The organism is Kordiimonas sp. (assembly GCF_965216265.1).
Classification (GTDB): Bacteria; Pseudomonadota; Alphaproteobacteria; order Sphingomonadales; family Kordiimonadaceae; genus Kordiimonas.
On record NZ_OZ244153.1, the window covers coordinates 4118557 to 4138627 of the forward strand.

General features: G+C 55.1%; 26 protein-coding genes. 23 read left to right on the plus strand and 3 right to left on the minus strand.

Features of this window, described 5'->3' with window-relative positions:
* Positions 1 to 44 precede the first annotated feature (44 nt).
* Positions 45 to 6707, plus strand: coding sequence for a VCBS domain-containing protein (locus ACOOGA_RS19115; RefSeq protein ID WP_417461681.1), 6663 nt, complete (start codon positions 45 to 47; stop codon positions 6705 to 6707).
* Between the two features lie 172 nt (positions 6708 to 6879).
* Positions 6880 to 8613 carry a hypothetical protein gene (locus ACOOGA_RS19120; protein WP_417461680.1) on the plus strand — a complete coding sequence of 578 codons (1734 nt, stop codon included), beginning with the start codon at positions 6880 to 6882 and terminating at the stop codon, positions 8611 to 8613.
* A gap of 340 nt (positions 8614 to 8953) precedes the next feature.
* On the opposite strand, the gene ACOOGA_RS19125 is transcribed toward ACOOGA_RS19120, so the two are convergent.
* Complete coding sequence (locus ACOOGA_RS19125) at positions 8954 to 9241, minus strand: hypothetical protein (protein WP_420429212.1); 288 nt, start codon at positions 9239 to 9241, stop codon at positions 8954 to 8956.
* Between the two features lie 192 nt (positions 9242 to 9433).
* Here ACOOGA_RS19125 and ACOOGA_RS19130 point away from each other — a divergent pair, with 192 nt between their 5' ends.
* The 21 genes from ACOOGA_RS19130 to ACOOGA_RS19230 all read left to right on the plus strand — a co-directional run bounded on the left by ACOOGA_RS19130 (position 9434) and on the right by ACOOGA_RS19230 (position 18555).
* Positions 9434 to 9598, plus strand: a complete 165-nt coding sequence (locus ACOOGA_RS19130) for a hypothetical protein (RefSeq protein ID WP_420429214.1) — start codon at positions 9434 to 9436, stop codon at positions 9596 to 9598.
* Positions 9599 to 9605: 7 nt separating this feature from the next.
* Positions 9606 to 9791 (plus strand): hypothetical protein, encoded by a 186-nt coding sequence (locus tag ACOOGA_RS19135; RefSeq protein ID WP_420429216.1) that lies wholly within the window; start codon positions 9606 to 9608, stop codon positions 9789 to 9791.
* Positions 9792 to 9953: 162 nt separating this feature from the next.
* Positions 9954 to 10295, plus strand: a complete 342-nt coding sequence (locus ACOOGA_RS19140) for a hypothetical protein (protein WP_420429218.1) — start codon at positions 9954 to 9956, stop codon at positions 10293 to 10295.
* Entirely contained in the window at positions 10295 to 10600 is a 306-nt protein-coding gene (locus ACOOGA_RS19145; protein WP_420429220.1) for a hypothetical protein, read from the plus strand. Before ACOOGA_RS19140 ends, ACOOGA_RS19145 begins: the two co-directional genes overlap by 1 nt.
* Positions 10597 to 10845 (plus strand): hypothetical protein, encoded by a 249-nt coding sequence (locus tag ACOOGA_RS19150; RefSeq protein ID WP_420429221.1) that lies wholly within the window; start codon positions 10597 to 10599, stop codon positions 10843 to 10845. The genes ACOOGA_RS19145 and ACOOGA_RS19150 overlap by 4 nt, the downstream gene beginning before the upstream one ends.
* Entirely contained in the window at positions 10845 to 11072 is a 228-nt protein-coding gene (locus ACOOGA_RS19155) for a hypothetical protein (protein WP_420429223.1), read from the plus strand. Before ACOOGA_RS19150 ends, ACOOGA_RS19155 begins: the two co-directional genes overlap by 1 nt.
* Complete coding sequence (locus ACOOGA_RS19160; protein WP_420429225.1) at positions 11073 to 12299, plus strand: protein rep; 1227 nt, start codon at positions 11073 to 11075, stop codon at positions 12297 to 12299.
* Entirely contained in the window at positions 12259 to 12417 is a 159-nt protein-coding gene (locus ACOOGA_RS19165; RefSeq protein WP_420429227.1) for a hypothetical protein, read from the plus strand. The genes ACOOGA_RS19160 and ACOOGA_RS19165 overlap by 41 nt, the downstream gene beginning before the upstream one ends.
* A gap of 260 nt (positions 12418 to 12677) precedes the next feature.
* Positions 12678 to 13400 carry a hypothetical protein gene (locus tag ACOOGA_RS19170; protein ID WP_420429229.1) on the plus strand — a complete coding sequence of 241 codons (723 nt, stop codon included), beginning with the start codon at positions 12678 to 12680 and terminating at the stop codon, positions 13398 to 13400.
* Complete coding sequence (locus ACOOGA_RS19175) at positions 13390 to 14046, plus strand: hypothetical protein (RefSeq protein WP_420429231.1); 657 nt, start codon at positions 13390 to 13392, stop codon at positions 14044 to 14046. Before ACOOGA_RS19170 ends, ACOOGA_RS19175 begins: the two co-directional genes overlap by 11 nt.
* A 236-nt stretch (positions 14047 to 14282) precedes the next feature.
* Complete coding sequence (locus ACOOGA_RS19180; protein WP_420429233.1) at positions 14283 to 15119, plus strand: major capsid protein P2; 837 nt, start codon at positions 14283 to 14285, stop codon at positions 15117 to 15119.
* A gap of 12 nt (positions 15120 to 15131) precedes the next feature.
* Positions 15132 to 15521, plus strand: a complete 390-nt coding sequence (locus ACOOGA_RS19185) for a hypothetical protein (RefSeq protein WP_420429235.1) — start codon at positions 15132 to 15134, stop codon at positions 15519 to 15521.
* A 1-nt stretch (position 15522) separates the two neighbouring features.
* A complete protein-coding gene (locus ACOOGA_RS19190; protein WP_420429237.1) occupies positions 15523 to 15747 on the plus strand; it encodes a hypothetical protein in 225 nt (74 codons plus the stop codon).
* A gap of 9 nt (positions 15748 to 15756) precedes the next feature.
* Entirely contained in the window at positions 15757 to 16389 is a 633-nt protein-coding gene (locus ACOOGA_RS19195) for a hypothetical protein (RefSeq protein WP_420429239.1), read from the plus strand.
* Positions 16386 to 17048 carry a hypothetical protein gene (locus tag ACOOGA_RS19200; RefSeq protein ID WP_420429241.1) on the plus strand — a complete coding sequence of 221 codons (663 nt, stop codon included), beginning with the start codon at positions 16386 to 16388 and terminating at the stop codon, positions 17046 to 17048. Before ACOOGA_RS19195 ends, ACOOGA_RS19200 begins: the two co-directional genes overlap by 4 nt.
* A gap of 13 nt (positions 17049 to 17061) precedes the next feature.
* Positions 17062 to 17217, plus strand: coding sequence for a hypothetical protein (locus tag ACOOGA_RS19205; RefSeq protein ID WP_420429243.1), 156 nt, complete (start codon positions 17062 to 17064; stop codon positions 17215 to 17217).
* A 35-nt stretch (positions 17218 to 17252) separates the two neighbouring features.
* Complete coding sequence (locus ACOOGA_RS19210; RefSeq protein ID WP_420429245.1) at positions 17253 to 17654, plus strand: cell wall hydrolase; 402 nt, start codon at positions 17253 to 17255, stop codon at positions 17652 to 17654.
* Positions 17654 to 17869: a hypothetical protein gene (locus ACOOGA_RS19215; RefSeq protein ID WP_420429247.1), complete on the plus strand. Its 216-nt coding sequence runs from the start codon at positions 17654 to 17656 to the stop codon at positions 17867 to 17869. The genes ACOOGA_RS19210 and ACOOGA_RS19215 overlap by 1 nt, the downstream gene beginning before the upstream one ends.
* The gene (locus tag ACOOGA_RS19220) at positions 17866 to 18015 is read left to right on the plus strand and encodes a hypothetical protein (RefSeq protein WP_420429249.1); all 150 of its coding nucleotides are present in this window, start codon (positions 17866 to 17868) and stop codon (positions 18013 to 18015) included. The genes ACOOGA_RS19215 and ACOOGA_RS19220 overlap by 4 nt, the downstream gene beginning before the upstream one ends.
* A complete protein-coding gene (locus tag ACOOGA_RS19225; protein WP_420429251.1) occupies positions 18012 to 18173 on the plus strand; it encodes a hypothetical protein in 162 nt (53 codons plus the stop codon). The genes ACOOGA_RS19220 and ACOOGA_RS19225 overlap by 4 nt, the downstream gene beginning before the upstream one ends.
* 1 nt (position 18174) lies before the next feature.
* Positions 18175 to 18555: a 3TM-type holin gene (locus ACOOGA_RS19230; protein WP_420429253.1), complete on the plus strand. Its 381-nt coding sequence runs from the start codon at positions 18175 to 18177 to the stop codon at positions 18553 to 18555.
* On the opposite strand, the gene ACOOGA_RS19235 is transcribed toward ACOOGA_RS19230, so the two are convergent.
* Complete coding sequence (locus ACOOGA_RS19235) at positions 18533 to 19000, minus strand: helix-turn-helix domain-containing protein (protein ID WP_420429255.1); 468 nt, start codon at positions 18998 to 19000, stop codon at positions 18533 to 18535. The genes ACOOGA_RS19230 and ACOOGA_RS19235 overlap by 23 nt on opposite strands.
* 195 nt (positions 19001 to 19195) lie before the next feature.
* Positions 19196 to 20029, minus strand: coding sequence for an RNA polymerase sigma factor (locus ACOOGA_RS19240; RefSeq protein ID WP_420429257.1), 834 nt, complete (start codon positions 20027 to 20029; stop codon positions 19196 to 19198).
* Positions 20030 to 20071 lie beyond the last annotated feature (42 nt).

The following is a 20071-nucleotide window of genomic DNA, read 5'->3' on the forward strand; positions in this document are numbered from 1 at the left end:
GTCAGACGGGGCGCTGCTGATGAAGAAATGGCGGGAGGGACCCCATGACAAAATATTACGCAATGTATGGAATTGATCGTGAAGCTGCGCGCGAACTCCTGATCATCGACCCTGGTGTCAAGGACGTGGAAATCCTGCTGGATGAACTTTCACCAGCGGTTGAGATTGTTTACCTGAACAAATGCCAGAACCCGCTGTTCCAGATCGCGCAGGCGCTGGCGTCCCACACCCGTATAGAGACAGTTCATATTCTTGCCCACGGTTCGCCGGGTATGCTCCACCTTGGCGGTGTGGAAGTTGATGAAGCCTACCTGCACACGCAGGAAGGCATGCTTGCCGCCATTGAGGCCCTGCTGGCCGATGAGGCGAGTATCGCGCTTTGGGCCTGCTCGGTTGCGTGGACAACACAAGGTGAGAGTTTCATTCGTGCACTGGAAGCCGGTACGGGAGCAGAGGTTTACGCCACAGACCGGCCCGTGGGGGCTGCGTCCCTTGGCGGTGACTGGAACATAGGCGTGCGCGCACCGTTTACCGAAGCCGCCCAGTCTTCCTACCCGCACACGCTGCCGACATTTGATATGGATATAGGGCAAACCGGGGCACCGTTCCACACCACCTTCTCGGATCAAGCCAGCGGCGTAACCATGACCATCACGGGCAGCGGCCTGAGAAGCGGACACTACAGTGAAGCAGGGCTGACGGATGGATATGTGCTCGGAAACCTGTCTGCGGGGCCAAGTTTGACCGTCAGCTTTGATGCTCCGATCAATATTTCCTCATTCGTCTTTGCTGAGTATGGTGGTGCGCAGGGGGGCACTTATTCTTTTACCGTTACAGATGGTACCGGTTCTGCCTTCTATGTGACCTCTGCCTCAATCCCGGTAAATGGTTCCGTGCCGAATGCGCAGTATGAGCCTTCGGACTGGACCAGCGTCAGCAGTTTCACGATCACCAGCAGCAACGGCAATTTTCAGTCCGTCATCGACACTATCAGTTTCACCGTTCCTAACGAGGCCCCGGAATTTGACGACGCGGATGATACCGTCACCCTGACGGTTGTTGAAAACGACGGAGCGACAACCATCACCGGCCTCGAGGCAACAGACGACAACGAGGGCGATACGCTTACATGGACTGTTGTTTCCGGCCCCAGCAAAGGCTCGGTTACCTTGACGGGCACGGCAACAGCAACGTCTGGTGGTGGGGACCTGCCAGGCACTTATACCTATACGCCCGGTGCTGACACCACCGGCTCAGACAGCTTTACGGTACAGGTGTCCGACGGTACCGATACTGACACGCTGACAGTGAACGTGACGATCACGCCGGATAACATAGCGCCCGTGATTACGCTCCCCGCGGCCCCGGATGTACTGGAAGATGCGACCAATGTTGCAATCGCTGACACCATCAACATCGCTGATGAGGACGGCAACGATCAGACCGTTACACTTACGGTAACCGGCGGAACGGTTTCACTTGCTACCACCGACCTTGATTTCAGTGTGGGGGATGGCACCGCCGACGCCAGCATGACCTTCTCAGGCACATTGGCTGAGGTGAACGCGGCACTCGACAGCCTCACCTTCACGCCAACAGCCAACTTGTACGGCGATGACGCCGCGTCGGTCCGTATCCAGACAGCAGACGGTGAGGGCGGCAATGACGATGAGACCCTGAACATTGATATCGAAGCAGTTGATGACCCCATGGTCATCACCGGCGATACAAGCGGCAACATTGATGAAGACAGCACCGGCACCGTTGGCGGCACACTTAGCCTTTCAGACCCGGATGGCACCGAAAGCCTGTCCGGCTTCGGTTATGATGGCGATTATGGTCGCATCACCACAGAATATGAAGGTGATTGGGTGTATGACCTTGATGAAACTCACGCTGACGTGCAGGGCTTGGCAGCCGGGGAAACCCTGACCGATGTGGTGACCATCCAGACGGCAGACGGCGCCAATCAGGATATCACCATCACGATCAACGGGGCGGATGACCCAGGCTCGCTGAGCAATTTTGGTGACAGCGTTACGGTGAACGAGGATGAAACCACGCTGCTGGACAGTGATGTTACCTTCACCGACGTTGACTTTAACGGCGGCACGCTCACGGTAAGTGGTCTTTTGTCCGGTGATGTGGTGTCGGTACAGGATACAGGAACCGGGAGCGGCGAAGTTGGCTTTTCCGGCACGACTGTCACCTTCGAAGGCGTGAGCGTTGGCACCACCTCGGGCGGTGACGGCGATACCTTCTCCATTGCGCTGAACGGTGATGCATCCGGCGAGGCGGTTGACGCGATTATTGAAGCACTGACTTTCTCCGCCACAGATGACAGCCCGGTTGAAGCCCGCACCCTGACCCTGAACGTGACTGACAACGACGGCAATTCCGTCATCGGTGGCGATGAGGTTATAGAGCGCGGCACCAGCGACAACCCGTTTTATGACACCTCATACGGCGACCTCTATACCGCGCCCACAACGGTCGATATCGACAATGACGGTGACCTTGACGTGGTTGTTGGCTTTGGCGCCGCGCGTGAGGGCGGGGGCATTCGTGTATGGGAGAACGACGGCAGCGGTGACTTCACCGAACTGAGCGGTGCTGACGACCCCTTTGACAGCATCGAGTTTGATCAGCGCTCCACCCCAACATTTACCGATATTGACGGGGACGGCGATCAGGATGCCTTTGTCGGCCAGCATTTGGGTAACATTCGCTATTTCGAGAATACAGGCAGCGCTTCATCGCCAAGCTTTACCGAGCGTACCGGGAGCGACAACCCGTTGGGCAGTGTTGATGTGGGTGACGGCGCGACCCCTGCGTTCGGTGATATCGACGGGGATGGCGACATGGACATGGTCTCAGGCCGTGGTTCTGGCGACTTTGTTTTCTACCGGAACGACGGCAACGAGGACACACCTGATTTCACTGAGGTGACCGGCAGCGGCAATCCGCTCAACGGTGTAGACCTCAGCTCAACATCGTCAATTGAACTTGTTGATCTGGATAACGATGGTGACCTTGACGCGGTGCTTGGGCAAAACAGCGGCGATATCAGCTATTTTGAGAACACAGGGTCTGCCAACAGCGCCAGCTTCACCGAACGCACCGGAGACGATAACCCGTTTAGCGATGTATCTGTTAATTACATCAGCAACCTCGCCATTGGTGATATCGACGGTGATGACGCCTATGAAGCCGTTATCGGTGCCTATCTGGAGGATGACCCCAAAACCTATGATATCACGACCGGGCAGCCGATCGACGTTACCGTCACCCCGGTGAACGATCCGTCTGTGATCACGGGCGCAGATGCCCGCACGATCAACGAAGGCAGCACATCTATAAGCGGCTCGTTAACTTCAAGCGACCCGGACGGTGATATCTATTTCACCGCAGATAGTCAGAGCGGCGACTACGGCAGCTTCTCCATCAGTGTATTTGGCGCCTGGACCTATACGGCGGACAATAATAACGACACCATCAATGAGCTGGGGGCGGGAGATACACTTGGCGATAGCTTTACCATTCAGTCTTCGGACGGGACGGAAAAAACGGTCGAGGTCACCATAAGCGGTGTCAATGACGCTGCGGTTATCGGCGGCACCCTCGCTGCAAACCTTGATGATAATACAGACAGCATTGGCGGCACTGCGTCCGTCAGCGATGTGGACGGTGAAAACAGCTTCAACGCGGATACCTCAAGCTCGTCCTATGGCGACTTTGAAATCGCAGAAAACGGTGACTGGAGCTTTGACCTCAATAACGACTATAGCGTCGTTGACGAATTGCAGGAAGGTGACGAGATTGACCTGACCTTTGGCATTGAGGCAGACGATGGCACCCAAAGTTCGGTCGTCATAACGGTGACCGGCGCCAACGACGATTCTGTTATCTCCGGCACCACAACAGGCACGATCTCGGAAGGTGTGGCAACCACCAGCAATTACGTTGCCATCAACGATGTGGACAATGACGTTGCTTTCACCCCGGATACGATTGACGGCACTCATGGCACACTGACGATTGAAGCCAACGGCACATGGACCTATGCGCTTGATAATACCAGCGATACGGTCAATGAGCTAACAATCGGCGATACACTTGGTGACAGTGTCACGGTGTATGCGGATGACGGCAGCAGTGTTGATATCGACATCACGATCAGCGGCACGAACGACCCCGCTGTTATCACGGGCGATGCCACGGCCTTCATGAATGAAGACGCGGACACCGACACGGGCACGCTGACTGTCAGCGACGTGGACGGCGCAGACAGCTTTATCGCCGATACGCTGGACGGCGATTTTGGCACGCTCACAATTGAGGCCAACGGCGACTGGAGCTTTGACCTTAACAACGACCTCGATATGGTAGCGAGCCTGAGCCAGAACGACACCATTGGCGATAGCATCGACATTGAGGCCGCCGACGGCACCACACGCGAGATATCGATCAAGGTTACAGGCGTGAACGACGAACCAACGCTGACCGGCGTTGAAGGTGATTATAGCTTCACAGAGGACACGCAAGGAAATCTCGACCTGTCCGCCGTCACACTCACAGACATCGACACGAACGACACGCAAACGCTGACGCTCACTGTCACCGGTGGCGCTTTCGCGTCACCCGCAGACGGCGCCGGTGTTGGTGACGGCGTAACAGCCACGCTGACGGATGCGCAAACAATCACCCTTGTCGGCAGCGCGGATGATATCACCAGCTATCTCGATACCACCGGCAACATTCAATATACCGGCGCGGAAAATGCGGAAGGTGATAATGCCGCAACGCTGACCGTTTCCGTGAACGACGGTTATGCGGTGGTGAGCGAAAGCGCCAATATGGATATCACCGCGGTTGAGGACGACGCCATTGTATCCGGCACTTTCACCGGCGCTGTAGTTGAAGGTGACGAGGGCGATGGCGGCAGGGGCACAACAGCCACCGGCACGCTGTCGATCAGCGACGCTGACCCCGCAGACAACCCAAGCTTCGCGGATCAGGCTGCCACAGCGGGGGATAACGCTTATGGCAGCTTCACGCTTACCGAAGGTGAGTGGACCTATACGCTGGACCAATCTGCGGTGCAGGACCTGGATGCAGGCGATACCGTGACGGACACCATCACCTTCGCAGCCTCCGATGACACTGAACAGCAGATCACCATAACCATTACAGGTACAGCGGATGACGCTGTTATCACGGGCACTTTCACTGGGACCTTATCTGAGAGAATCGGATCGTCGGGGACTGCTACAGGGACGCTATCGATCAGCGACGTGGATGCGGACGATGCGCCAAGCTTTGCGGATCAGGCCGCGACGGTAGGCGATAATGGCTACGGTACATTTGAGCTATCTGACGGCACATGGACTTATACGCTCGACCGCAGCAAAGTTGCAGGATGGGGTGCCGGCCATAGTGTGACCGATAGCATCACTTACACGGCGTCAGACGACTCGACCCAGCAAATAACAGTGACAATCGCGGGTGAGAATGATGCACCTTCCTCGCCAAAGCTGGCCTCAACCGGTGTAGATGAGGACGAAAAAGGCGCCTTCGTGGGTACGCTTAGCTCAATCGATCCTGAAGGAGATAGCGTGAGCTTCTCTGTGGAGGACGCGCGTTTCAAAGTGGTCGGTGACAAGCTCTATCTGGCGGACGATGTTTCACTCAGCTATGAAGATATTCAGGAGCTTAGCATCAAGGTGACCGCGTCAGACGGCGGCAAGGGCAGCGCTGCCTTCCTGGATGTCACCGTGAATGACCTGCCGGAAGCCATAGTCAACACGCCAACAGACGGCAACGATACCGTTATGGGCGGTGATGGCCGCGATACGCTTACGGGCGGCGCGGGTAATGACACGCTTGATGGCGGTGCGGGCGATGACACCATCATCAAGGATAATAACGACGACGGCCAAGATATCATCGTTGGTGGTGAGGGCAACGACATGGTCCGCTCCGGTGGTGGCAACGACTTTATCGTGGGCGACGGCGCGTCAGACGGCACAACCCGTCAATCCCTGACCCAAAACGGCGATACCTCGACCGATGGTGCGGATACTCTGCGCGGCGGCACGGGCGATGACACCATCCTCGGCGGCGGCTGGGACGATGACCTCGTCAATGATAATGGCAGCTACGATGACGGTGAAGAGGTTGAAAGCGGCACGGCGCAAAACCGTATCTGGGCAGGGGATGGCAACGATGTCGCTGTTGGCTCTGGCGGGGATGACGCCATTGGTGGCAGCACAGGCAATGACAAGCTCAATGGCCTTGGTGGGAATGATACGCTTTTCGGCAATATTGGAGATGACCTGGTGCTTGGCGGTGCGGGTGATGATCTGGCCTTCAATGGCACCGGCACAGATACGGTTGATGGTGGCGCGGGTGATGACACGCTCTGGGCCAGTGCGGGCGATGACCAGCTCACCGGCGGTGCAGGTGCCGATACCTTCTGCTTCGGTGCCTTGAGCGGCAATGACGTGGTTACCGACTTTAATCTGGATGAAGACACGCTTCATCTGTCTTACCGCGGGTTTGAAAGCCTTGATCAGGTGTTAAGTAGGGCAAGCGAGACCAGCGTGAATGGGGCAGGCGGTGTTATGATCGACCTGGGTGACGGCGAAAGTGCCTTCCTTATCGGGCTAACGCTTGAGGAGCTTAGCACAGCGCAAATCACGCTATAGCGTGCATGCCCGCTTTCTGGGGGCTCAAGGCAAATAAGCCTTGAGGGGAGTAGGGCGGCCTGAGCGGTCGCCCCTTTTCTATTTTGTTCATTGACGCACCTGGCCAGACCCCTTGTGTTTCCGGCTGAAACACGCAATCTTCTGTTTCTGACAGCAGGCGAGGGGGATCATCATGCTGAAGAAATTCGGGCTATTCATCACCGTATGCGCCTTGGCTGCATGCAACGCTCCAAGCAAAGGGCCAACAGCAAAAGACGGAGTAACCCTTCGTGTGGCATCTGATGTTAGCGAACAGGCGCTTGATGGCCGGATTCTCCTGATTTTTGCCAAGGAAGGCGAGCAGGAGCCCCGCTTTCAGGTGCGGGCAGACATCAAGGGGGCACAGGTTTTTGGCATGGATGTGGATGGGCTTACGCCCGGTATGAGCCTCAGCTTTAACCCTAATTTTGGTTACCCAAAACAAATGTTGGCTGACCTGCCCGCTGGCGAATATGTGGTTCAGGCGCTTCTACATAAGTATGACACGTTCAACCTGGCCACAGGCCACACCGTAAAACTGCCGATGGACCAAGGCGAGGGCCAACAGTGGAACAGGTCACCGGGTAATATATACAGCGTGCCGCAAACTGTTCAGATTGATGCAGGTAAAGGCGGCTCCGGGCTGCAGATTGTGCTTGATCAGGTTATCCCGCCGATCGAGCCACCAGCAGACACAAAATACATCAAACATGTGCAGATAAGAAGCGAACTTCTGAGTGAGTTCTGGGGTCGTGATATGCATTTGGGTGCGCACGTTCTGTTGCCTGAGGGCTTTGATGAACACCCTGAAGCACAGTACCCATTGGCCGTGTTTCATGGTCATTTTCCCAGTGATTTCGGCGGTTTTCGTGAGACGCCGCCGGAAGAAAACCTTGTGTGTGAGCCTAGCGAGCGCTTCGGCGAGCCGTGCTACAATCGCACCGTGCAGCAAGAGGCCTATGATTTTTACAAGAAGTGGACCGGGCCGGACTTCCCACGCATGATCATCATCGAAATCCAGCATCCTACGCCTTATTATGATGACAGCTACGCTGTTAACTCGGCCAGCATGGGCCCTTATGGTGACGCCATTACCCATGAGCTGATCCCCTTCATTGAGACTGAGTTTCGCGGCATAGGGCAGGGCTGGGCGCGTTTCCTTTATGGTGGTTCAACCGGCGGCTGGGAAGCGGCGGCCGCGCAGATATTCTACCCGGATGACTATAACGGCGCCTTCATTGGCTGCCCGGACCCGATGGATTTCCGCGCTTATGAGCTCATCAACATCTATGAGGACAAAAACGCTTATTATGACGAAGGGCCTTTCACTCGCATCGCACGCCCCGCGCACAGGGATTGGCTAGGCAAGGTGAGCACCACCGTTGAAGGGGATAACCATCTGGAGCTTGCGTTGGGCAGCAAGGGGCGTTCAGGTGGGCAGTGGGATATATGGGAGGCTGTATATTCGCCCTTGGGCCCTGACGGCTACCCCAAACGCCTGTGGGATAAGGAAACCGGGGTGATCGACCATGAAGTGGCTGCATACTGGCGTGAGAATTATGACCTCCGCTATATTCTGGAGCGGGACTGGGCAACGCTCGGGCCAAAACTTGAAGGCAAGCTTCACATCTATGTGGGGGATATGGACAATTATTACCTCAACAACGCGGTCTACCTCACAGAAGCCTTCCTTAATAGCACCACTAACCCGCATTATGGCGGCCAGGTAGACTATGGTGACAGGGCTGAACATTGCTGGAATGGTGACCATGAGAACGGCAACCATATTTCAAGGCTGCGCTATAACACCATGTATGTGGACAAGATACTTCGCCGGATTGAAACAACCGCACCAGAAGGTGCCGACCTTACCAGCTGGAGGTATTAGAATCTGGATCATGTTCTGTGGACAAGCTATGTGGCGGTATTCGTTCTTGGGCGCATACCTCGTTGGCAATGTCCTACAATGATCCATTATGTCTGAGTGAAGAATCTTTTAAAGTCGAATACTTGCATGATGACTTTAATCCCCAATCGATAAACGACGCAGAACAACGTGCCGTTTTTTATGCGGAGGGATGCCGGAGAGTATAAGATAAGATATTGAATTATCGCTATAATATCATAACTATAAATGCGCATAATTTATAAGTTGCGCATGTGCGTGAATATTCTTGGCCGCAATGCCTTGCTCACAGCGGTTTTGCGAATATTCACACACAAGTAAATTATGCAGCAGACTGAATAATTTCGGCTGTTTCTACTAGAATTTTATAATGAGGTTTGCCCTCAGCACGCCAAATGGCCGCGTCGATTACTGCTAAGTGCGGGTCCATACCTGCAAGCTCTGCAAGCTTGATCACGTCCGCGTCAGAAATCTTAGTTCTGCCAGCTTTCCAGCCATGAAACTTAGCGGAGGACACCTTTAGGGCACCTATCAAAAGGTGTACGTGATCATACCCTTGCCGCTCCATGGCGGCGTGTATGTAAGTGTAAATAGTGCGAATATTTGCCATCGGTAATCCCCATTACTTGCCAACAAACTCTCACAAAAAATGGTCGTTGACAATCGTTCCAATGTTCGCAATCCAGATAAGGCGGACTACAAATTGTAGACTGCGTTTCCTCCCCCATTACTGGGCCGGGTGGCTTTCGCGAATTTGCCACCCGCGCTCGGCGGGGGCAAACCGTGAACATAGGGGGAACCGATGAATAAGCACGGAACCGCAAATTCAGTTTTCGTTAACCTTGCCCAAATCTCTATGGGCTTCCGCATCACACCTTTTAGCTGGGTAGTCACCGGCACCATGATGAGAGAGCAGGGCCTTGCCTGTCTGGCGGTCGGCCCTTTCGAGCTTTTTTGCGAGTGGTGAGCGGATCATGAGCACACCAAACTATGTGACGATCGATGCTGAAGGAAACATGATCATCGAAAAAGAGGGCCTAGATTTAGTCCGTGACGCCCTTAACCATGAGCTAGCAAACCATCCAGCTCGCAGCATTGTTGAAGTTATAGAGAGAACACGCGCCGCCTTTGCTGCCGTGTTGTTGCCTGACGAGGGCTGACCATGCCAGCCCGCCAGAAACCAGCAAAAAATCACCCATGGCGGCGCACGGTTGTGCCGCCACAGGCTGACCCTCGCATCTGGTGGGGCGTTGATCCCAAATTTGATGAATGCGAACCGCGTGAAGTCGCGGCGCAAGCTGTACGCGGGCAGGGGAGCTATCATGAGTGACCTGTTTGACCAGCTCCTGCCGCCTGCCGTTGACCTCTCGGACGTGATCGCAGACCCGCAAGGGCATTTCACCGCCCGGCGAGACGGCTGGTTTCGTATCTGGTTCAAAACACGCACGTCACCCGCTTGGTGTTCGCTCCGGTGTGTGGGCGAGGTGGTGTTAAAGCGTTACCAGCAGCTAATAGAGCGCAATGCGGTGCGCAACATCCTTATAGAGCGCATAGAGCGCCACGCGCCCGGTTATAGGCCGGGTGCCCCTATAGAGAAATCAACCCGTCTCGCGTCATGGCACGGCCAGCGCCAGCGCAAATATCTGAGCGAAAAGGGTATCTGATGAGTGAGCCTATAGGGATTGTTGAGGGGCAAGCCCTCGCCGCCTTTGATGGCGCGCTGGACGCTATAGGGTGCGCCCCTGACGCCAAGGTGAGGCTGGCGCTCCTGTACGTCTATGACACGGTTTACCGCGAGGGCTACGGCATTCACACGCAAATCATGCGGGAACGCCTCGCCAAAATTCACGGCCTGTTGATTGAGCGCGACAAGCGCGCCAAGGAATTTGAAGCCCGCCAAAAAGAGTTGGCAGACAAGGGCTTTCACGGGCACCCACAAAAACGCGACCAGAAAGGGGAGGCAGCATGATCAGATCACGCTATGACCTCAACCGGCATTTCTTCAACATGAAGCGCCGCCGCGCTTGCGTCACGGTTCAGCAGTGCGCTGCGGCCGCAGGCGTTTCCACCTCAACATGGTATCGCCGCTGTCGTGCCGCCGCTCTCGGTGATGATACGGCCAGATCACAGGTGATTGCCTCAATTGAGGCCGCGTATACCCCCCCCTGCATCACGCCGCTAGCGCGTGCGATAGAAACGGGTAGGTGCTTCTGATGCTGTTTCTTGAATTATGCGAACGTCACAACCGCGTGATGTTTTTCATCCGATATCATCTGGAACGCTTACGGCGCGCTGAATACATCCGTATCCGCACTGGCGACCTGTTTCATAGCTCCCGCATGACAGAGGCGGGCGTTATCTTCATGCTAGACGGTTCGCCTCTTGTGGCGGCTAGCGACGCCGAGGCGGAATATGAAGCCCTATCGATGGGTTGCCGATAGATGCCATTTGACGCCGAACCCTCGAGAGTATCGCAAGCAGTGTTGCCGCGCTCCGAAAGTATCCGGAAAAAACGGCACCGTTTGCGCAAGACGGCGGGCCAAATTCTGCCGCGTGAGCGGGTGCGCAACTGTGGTTGCCATCGGCATAGTGACGTTGTGGACATTCACCGCTCTGACCGGGGCGCTCATTTCGTCGGCGTTGAAACGTGCGGCTCTGTCTGGCTCTGCCCGGTATGCTCTGCCAAAATCGCAGAAACCCGCCGAGAGGAAGTGGCCGAAGCAATCACCGGCATAACCGGCGAGGGCGGCAGCTCGTACATGCTCACCCTCACCATGAGGCATGGCCTGCGCGATCCGCTCGACTTCCTAAAAGAACAAATCGTGAACGGCTGGCGCAAGGTGCAAAACCGGCGCGCCTATAGGGCCATCAAGGAAGAATTCGGCGTCGTGGGCACCATCCGCGCGATTGAGGTAACACACGGCAAAAACGGCTGGCATCCGCATTTGCATATCTTGTTCTTGTTCGAAGGGCCGCTTTTCAAAAAGGATGAGGCTAATGTTCAAAACGCGCTCTTTACCCTGTGGGCTGATGTTTTGGATAAGGCAGGCGGCGGTTACGTGTCACTTGACGCCTTGGATTTTCGGCCCGCCACAGCTTCCGATTATGTCACCAAATGGGGAACCGACCGCGAGTTGGTCAAGGGCCAAGAAAAGCTTGGCAATGGCTCGCGCTCCCCCTGGCAATTGCTTGATGCTTTCTCATGCGGTGACAAGCAGGCGGGCGCTCTGTTTCGCGAGTATGCGGAAACCTTCAAGGGCACCCGCCAGCTTACATGGTCGAAGGGGCTTAAAGCCCGCTACGGCATCGGAGAGCTTGACGATTTGGACGCGGCCAAAGAGGCGACGGAAGCGGATGAACAGCTGCCGCTGGATGACGGCCTCAAGGAAGGCCGCATAGGCACCCTTGACCGGGGCACATTTGACGCTGTGGTGAGGCTGGGCCTCACGGCGGACCTGTTAGACGCGGCGCATAGCAAAGGCTGGCGCGGTGTTACAACGCTTCTGAGTAAGCACAAGCTCGCGACCTATCACGACGATAGCTTTGCTTGGAAGCAACCACCCAAGGGCGGGCGTCCAGCTCACCCGAAATATTACCTCAACTGGAACCATAAGGAGTTTAGGGAAAGTGTCGAAACAGGTGCTGGCCGTAGCAGAAAAACGGCTTGAGGAAGTGAAGGCCGCGCCGTTCGTGCTCAAGGCAGCGGCGGCGGACAAATACGCTGAAAGCATGATGAGCTTGATGCGCGATATATGTAACCGACTTGATGAGCTTGAGAGCAAATAACCATCATACATAACGTTACGTAGGGCACGCCGCCGCCTTACGTAACGTACGCTACGTAAACCAACCTATAACGGAGTAGGTAACAATGGCCCAACCGGGAACCGTCATCGCAAGCTGTGGGTGCCACGACTGCAAAGAGCGGGTGCAAATCAAGCTCAATAAAAACTATGTCGCTTATTACTTTTGCGCCGCGTGCAGTGCCAGCCACCGTTTCAACCGTCAAATCAGCGCCGAGCTAGATGCTAAGTTTGAGCGCATGTATGGAAAGCCGTCCAATGACAACGAAAAACCAAAATCAGGAAACCGAGTTCCTGCCGCCAGACAACACACCCCAGCAGCCGAAAGCGAGTTTGAAGAAGAATCCGCAACCGAAGCGGACACCAGCACCAAAGCCAGCACCGGAAGCCCCGCAACCGTCAAACGACAATCAACCGGAACCGACACCCCAACCGGAAGCGGAACCAGTGAACCAGCCCCAGCCGAACCCGCAAACGACACCGGAGACGGTGACGGCCGGGATTGGTTTGAAAGTCACTACGGATGAAGGCACGGTCAAGGCCGATTTCGACAATTGGGATTTTGACGGCTATGCCATAGACGGCGAGGGCGTCACCTTCCAGAATAACGGCGTAGTTACGGCTTCGCCGCGGGCCTTTATGTCGCCTGATCAGTTCTATCAGAACTTCAAGGGCGTTTTTCAGATCGGCGGTCATATGACCGGGCTGCAAACGCTGCCGATCCAGACGCATGAGGCGGAAGGCGCGCGCGCCACCTCCGACTTGATTTACGAGCAAGCCTGCAAGGTTACATGGTTGCAATGGCTGGTTGCGGAAGAAGGCTCGGACGCTGCCCGATATCTCTCCGTTGCAATGTTTGGCCTTGGAAAAGCTATGGCAGTGAGGGCCGAGCTTTCCGCCCGCTATGCTGCCCAAGTCGAAGTGCAAAAGGCAAAAGAGGCGGAGGCAAAGACGGATGACGCTTAATGCTACTCGTGTGGGTATATGGGGCGGCTCTGGTTCTGGCAAATCGACTAGGGCGAAAGAGCTGACGGCGCGCTGTCGCCGCATTGTGGCATTTGACCCCATGGAAGAATACGCGGCCCAAGGCTTCCGCCAGTTCTCCACGCTGCCGAGCTTGGGGCATCATCTGGCGGGCAGCTTTGGCAACTTTCGCGCCTGTTACGTGCCACCAGCTGGGCAAGAGGTCGAAGCCCTGCACAGCCTCTCGAACATGCTGCGCGATATGCAGAACGGCTATAAGGCGGGCCTTCACCGGGCACAGCTTCATTTTCTGGTTGAAGAAATGAATACGTGCTTCCCAACGGCCATGAAAGCCGAGTTTTCAGGCTTCGCCAACCTGTGCAGCCGGGGGCGGCATTTCGGGATCAACCTGTATGGGATCAGCCAGCGGCCAAACGAGGTTCACACCCGCTTTCGCGGCAACCTTGAGCATGTGTATGCGTTCCGCCTGATTGACCATGTGGACCTCAAATCTCTGGCTGGGGCGCTTGGTTCATCCTACGCGGACAAAATCAGGCTCTTAAACCCGCACGAATATTACTACCGGGGGCTTGATGGCCGCATCGTCAAGGGCGTGAACCTCTTGGGGTCTCCGGCAAATGATAACTAACTTTTATACATAACGTTACGTAGGGAAACGGGCGCTTAAAAACCGCTCAAACTCAGGGCCGACAAGATGATTTAGTCGGCCCTTTTACGTGGGGCCATTCATTAAACCGGAGGTTCCCCGTGAACAAAGCAACATTCAAGGCGATTGCTGCATCTATCGCCGCTCTTGCGCTCTACGAATTCGTCGTACAGCCGCAAATCCAAAAATACAAAAACGCTTAAGGGAGGGCCTACCAAATGCGGCTAGTCACTCCTAACGCAACGGATTTTACCAACGTGACTGCAGGCTCTGCCATTGCAACGTTGATGATCCCACAATCACAACGTCGCCTTGTACAGCTTGACCTGATCTACAAGCTTGACGGCACACGCGCCACGCAAACCGAAATCGAGACCGATATTGAATATATCGAGTTTAAATTACTCGGTAACGTGCAGCGCAAGATTTACCCTGAAAAGCTGTTTCTTCTGGAGGCGCTCAAGGGTCAAACCTTCAGTGCCGGGCGAATTCCGATCCGCTTTTCTCAGCCTGAGCGCCGTTCTGCGCTTGGTGAGGACAGCACGGCGCTTGTGCTTGATGAAATCGGCGGTGTCACGATCAACGTGAAGCTGGCGGCGCAGGCCACGGCTCGCACGCTTGAGGCGCGGCTCGTAACTGAGCCGATCCCCAACAATGCCAAACGACCTCAACAAGAGGCCATTGTCACCTATACCGAAAAGCAAGTGCAGCTTTCCGGTGCGGGTGAGAAGCGGGACACCTATGTCACGCCTTCGGGCCGGGGCATTTCCATGGTGCACGCTTTCTCGGCTGACATTACCGCTATGCGTGTGATGCTGGGTGAGTTGATCCTGTGGGATTTTGCCGACAAGGAAACCCTTGACGATCTTCTCGTTGATAACGGCTATGTGCCACAAGATGACGTTTGGTCATTTGGTGGTGAGCTTCTCACGTCGCGCCTTGCTGATGTGCTGATGACGGGCAACCAAACCCTGAAGTTTGAATTCACCATCGGGGCCGCGCCGGGTAGCAGCTTTGATATGCTGTTTGAAGAGCTTGGCCGGGCGAAAGTCTAAGGGAGAAACGCCGTGTTTGGTTCTCAAGCAATGGACTATCTACAGGCCCAAAACCAAACCCCGGTTGCCAGTGGGGGCGTGAATAACACGCCCTCAACCGCGGGCGAGGCGGAAGGCTCTGACGGCTGGGGTATCGGCGGGTTCTTCAAGGATTTGCTGGGCGCTGGTACACAAATTGGCATGGGCTGGCTGCAAACTGAGGCGTACAAGGATGTACTTAAAGATCAAGTGCAAATCCAGACGCTCCAACAACAGCTTAATAACTCGCAAAACAATGCGGCGTCTAACCAGTCTGGCGGCGGCGCAACGGCTGGTGCCATGGCCAATTTCGATTGGAAACCATGGGCGATTGGCGGCGCAACGCTGTTTGCGGGCCTTCTCGTTCTCAAGATGGTGAAATAGCATGTTTTTTGATGGCGGTGCAGGCGGTTTAGGGCCGATTGGCGGGGCTTCTGGCCCTGCCTATTCGGGCGGATCGCCTGTGTTTCAGATTGCGGCGGCGGATAGCGGCTCCATCCTGAATGATGACTTCATGGGCGTTGGTGGAACGTCTGCTACGTCCGTGCTTGCTGTCGCGGCTGTGGCCTTGGCGGCTGGCGCTGGGCTTGTGTATTTCCTGAAAAAATAGGGGGCCATCATGGGACTGTTTGGCGGCTCCACGAAAAGCACAACCAACACCACGCAAAACTACTATAACGAAACCAATAATATCGATAATCGGCAGGATAACCGCCAGTATATCGATAACTCAAAAACAACAGTCAATAACGTTGATGCGCGGCAAGATAACCGCACTTATAACGATAACCGTTATTGGGTCGATCAATCACAAGACAACCGGCAATTTATCGATAGTTCTGTTGATGTGGCTGCGGGCGCGATTTACACGGCTGGCGACTATAACGACAATTCTATTGCTATCGCTGATGGTGGCATTTATTCGGCTGGCAATCTCACGATTGAAAGTACGGATTACGGGGCCATTGAAGATGCTTTCAATCTGGCGTCTCAAGTGAGCGTGAACCTCAGTGCAACCACAGACAAGATTGTTGATGAAGCTTACGCCAGATCGGGCGCGCTGGTGCAACAGGCATTCGATTTTGCAGCGACTGCGAGCGAGGGCCTGCAAACCACCACAGAAGCGGCCATGCAGGCGGCTTACCAGCAATCGGCGGGTGCCTATGTCGAACAATCACAACAAAACATGCTGATGATGGCAGCCCTCGCGGCTGTAATGATTGGCGCAGTTGTATGGGTGAAACGGAAATGACCACCAGAACGGAAACACTCGCGGCGGGACAAAGCTTCTTTATTGAGGGTAGCGGGCGCTTTTTTCAGTGTCACTATGCCACAGCGGAGCTTGAATTCCGCGTGACGGTGGGCGGCAATCGTTACGATTGGGCACCGCTTGACCGGGGCATAGGCTGGCGCGAGGACTTTGAGGCTATTGAGGTGCGCAATCCAACGGGCGCAAGCCAGACGGTAACGGTCGTGCACCATACTTTGAGCGGCTATTTCGATCAACGCGAGCTTGCGGCGCAGATCGCAGTTGATGGCGGTATCGTAACCAATACAGCGCCGTCAACAGATCAAGGCGGCGCTATCACGCCAATTGGTGAGAGTTACACTAACCTTGACATTGACAATACGGCAGGGGGGGCAACCGATTATACTGAGGTTATTTCTGCGGCCTCAAACGTCAACGGCGTTAGAATTCGTGTGGCGATATTGATAGTGAAAGAAGAAACCAACGGTCACCCCGATTGGCGTTGCGCTCAGATAAAGAGCGGGGCCAGTTTCTTTGCAGAGCAATTTGATCCCGGTCAATTTTCAATCCGAGATATCGAAATTCCGGCAGGCCAGTCGGTCATTATGCAAACACACCGGGGCGTGAGGGCAACCCTAAAGCTGGCTTACGATCTAGTTTAGAAGGATATCCGCGATGAAAATTATTGAACGGGCGACGGTATATAAAAAAGGTCATCCACTGCACCCAGAAGGCCGTGTTGTGGTGTTAAAAACAGATAATGACGGCAACCTCTTGCCTGTCGAAAATTACACGCTTGAAGAATGGGCGGCGTTGCAAAGTTCGCAGTAGGCGCGGGCCTACTGCTGATAGGAAGGGTTCTATATATGGAACGGCAAAAGGAAATTCTGGCGCGCACCCTTTATGGTGAAGCGCGCGGCGAGGGGCCGGAGGGTATGCAGGCGGTTGCAAACGTGATCGTCAACCGTGCCCGCCTTGGCGGCTGGTGGGGTGATAGTATCGAGACGGTCTGCAAAAAGCGGTTTCAATTCTCGCTGTGGAATGATCTGTCTGATCCCAACACGGTCAAAACCCTGCAAGCCACGCCTGCCGATCCCGCTTATGCGCAAGCGCTGGATATCGCGGGCAGGGCCATTGATGGCACACTGCCGGACATTACAGGCGGCGCAACGCACTATCACGCCGATTGGGTCAATCCTGAGTGGGCAAACCCTCAATACATGACGGCCCAAATCGGCAGACATTCATTCTATGAGGGGATCGCTTGATGCCTATACCTTTGTTGTTTTGGGGCGCTGTGGCCCTTGGTACTGCGCTGGGGATCGGTGGCACTGTCGCCACCACTGACGCGGCGGATGAAATCGGGGATGCTGTCTCTCAGGGCGCAAACTCAATAACCAAGCTCACAAAGGTGGCGCTTCTGGCCGGTACGGCCTACGTAGCGTACAAGCACCGGGGCACTATCGGGAAGATGTTCAAATGAGTGACGCCGTTGTGATCGTGGGGCTGATCTATGCCGCAACCAATATCGGGCTGTTGTGTTCAATCAAGTTTGATATGGGCCGGGGCAGTCAACGCCTTGATGATCATGATCGCCGCTTGGAAAAAGTCGAAGGGAAACTAGCATGATCCGCCGAAGCCTGAAAAAACGCCCTGCAAGCCCTCAAGTCGACTTTGGGGCTATGAGTGATCAGAAATTGCATGCTTACGCCGTGGCGGCTGGTTTGCCTGCCCTCTGTGTGCGCTGGAAGCGTGAAACCATCATTCGCAAGCTGACAGGGGGCTGATATGGGTTTCTTTGGCAAGCTTCTGGAGCCGATCTCGAACATCGTCGGCAAGGTGGTCAAGGATAAAGACCTTGCCCAAACCCTGAGCGCCCAGCTCAACGCCGAAATGATCACTCTTGTCGGTAAAGAGCTGGAGACGCAAAAAGCAATCGTGCTGGCCGAAGCGCACGGCAATTGGTTGCAACGTATGTGGCGCCCGCTGATGATGATCTTCTTTGCATTTCTGATCGGGGCGCACTGGTTCGGCTTCACACCGCCAAACCTCACCGAAAGCCAGATTGCAGACCTCTACGACCTCGTGCAGCTCGGTATAGGCGGTTATGTGGTGGGCCGCTCGGCTGAAAAGATCATTCCCCAGATCATGGGGAAGAAAAGCGATTGATCACGCGGCTGACAGTGGGCTGGCTTACGCCCAGCTCGTCGCTGATTTCAGCCTGAGTTTTTCCCTGCCTCGCTAGTAGGTAGATGCGGCGGTCCCGGTCTCTCCGGCCCGCCGCTTTCTTTTCCAGCTCATAAAGCCTCCAATAGTGAATGATCGTAACAGGTTGCACGCCTGTCTTTGCGTGAACGGCGAGGGCGGCTCTGTCGGCGTCTGGGCACTGCTTGAGTGCATCAACCATGAGGCGGGGCAGCACACTGCGCATCCATTGCAGGTGGTCCTGATTGCTGGCCCGTTGCTTGTCCCGGTCTTCGGCTTCGTCGGCCTTTTCATCCAGAAACGACGCAAATTCTCGAAGCATTGTTGCAAAATCGCGTCCGACCGGTGCCGGAAGGCCGTGAAAAAGGCTGTCGAAATGAAAATTTTTTGACCTATCGAATACTTGCATGAATACTTGCCCCCGGTGCTTTGGTTGTTCCACGCCTTAAGCGCGATCTGATGCAAGGGGTAAGCAGATAGTGTAAAGGTGAATAACAAGTTAATGCGTTGTTTCTGTTAAAGAAAATCTAATTTGGATAATCGCATAATTTATATTATGGGAAATAATTAGACACCAAAGGCGTAATCTTGCGCATAGGTCGACCTAACGAATGCCGGCGCGTCTAAGCTGGTCTCGTGCTAGTTGGATGCGTTTACGCACTGTATCAGTGCGCAGGTTCAAACGCTCTGCAATTTCCGGATAAGACCAGCCTTCCACGCAGCGAAGGAATAGCGGCACCCGCAGATTATTGGAAAGCTGGCTCATGGAATGATGCAACTGGTCAAGCTGTTCCTGGCACAGTGCGATTTCTTCCGGTGATTGTTGCGGGTCAGTATAAAGCGTATCGACGACCTGCATGCCTTGCTCCTGATCGAACGGACGGCTCTCGGTACGCTGCTCGCGCCTGAAGTGGTCGATACACACATTGTACACTAGCTTGCTGAGCCACGCGCGCTCATTCACGATACTGTCCGAATATGCCTCAAACTTCTGTGAGGCCCGCAACATGGCGTTGCTGAGCGCATCTTCTGCGTCCGCCATATTGCCAGACATCATACGGATGCATTGGCCGCGCAGATAATCCTGATGGCCAAGCCACACATTCCAAAAGGCCTCATAAGCTGCGCCCTCGCCGTGTGTTTCCACATCCTGTTCACCAAAGTCAGGTGCGTCAGTCTCGATCGGCCTGAGCGGCATTTCCTCATATATTTCAGCTTTTTCTGACTGTTGGTAGGCCTCTCTGGCCTCTGGCTGTCCCTGGGTTGTGGTTGGCGCTGGGATTGGCGGCTGCGGTGTGAGTGGTGTGTTATAGGGACTGCGCGCAAACGGAGAATTCAGGCTCTCTGCAATGATCTGAGCCGGGTTCGGCCCGAACAGCCCCATGTTGAAGCCTTGAAGCGCTTTGGTGATGGGATGTTCTGTCCAGTCATTTAGCATGTTTTGCGGTGTGGCGGGCTGATCGGCCTCCTCCTCTAATGG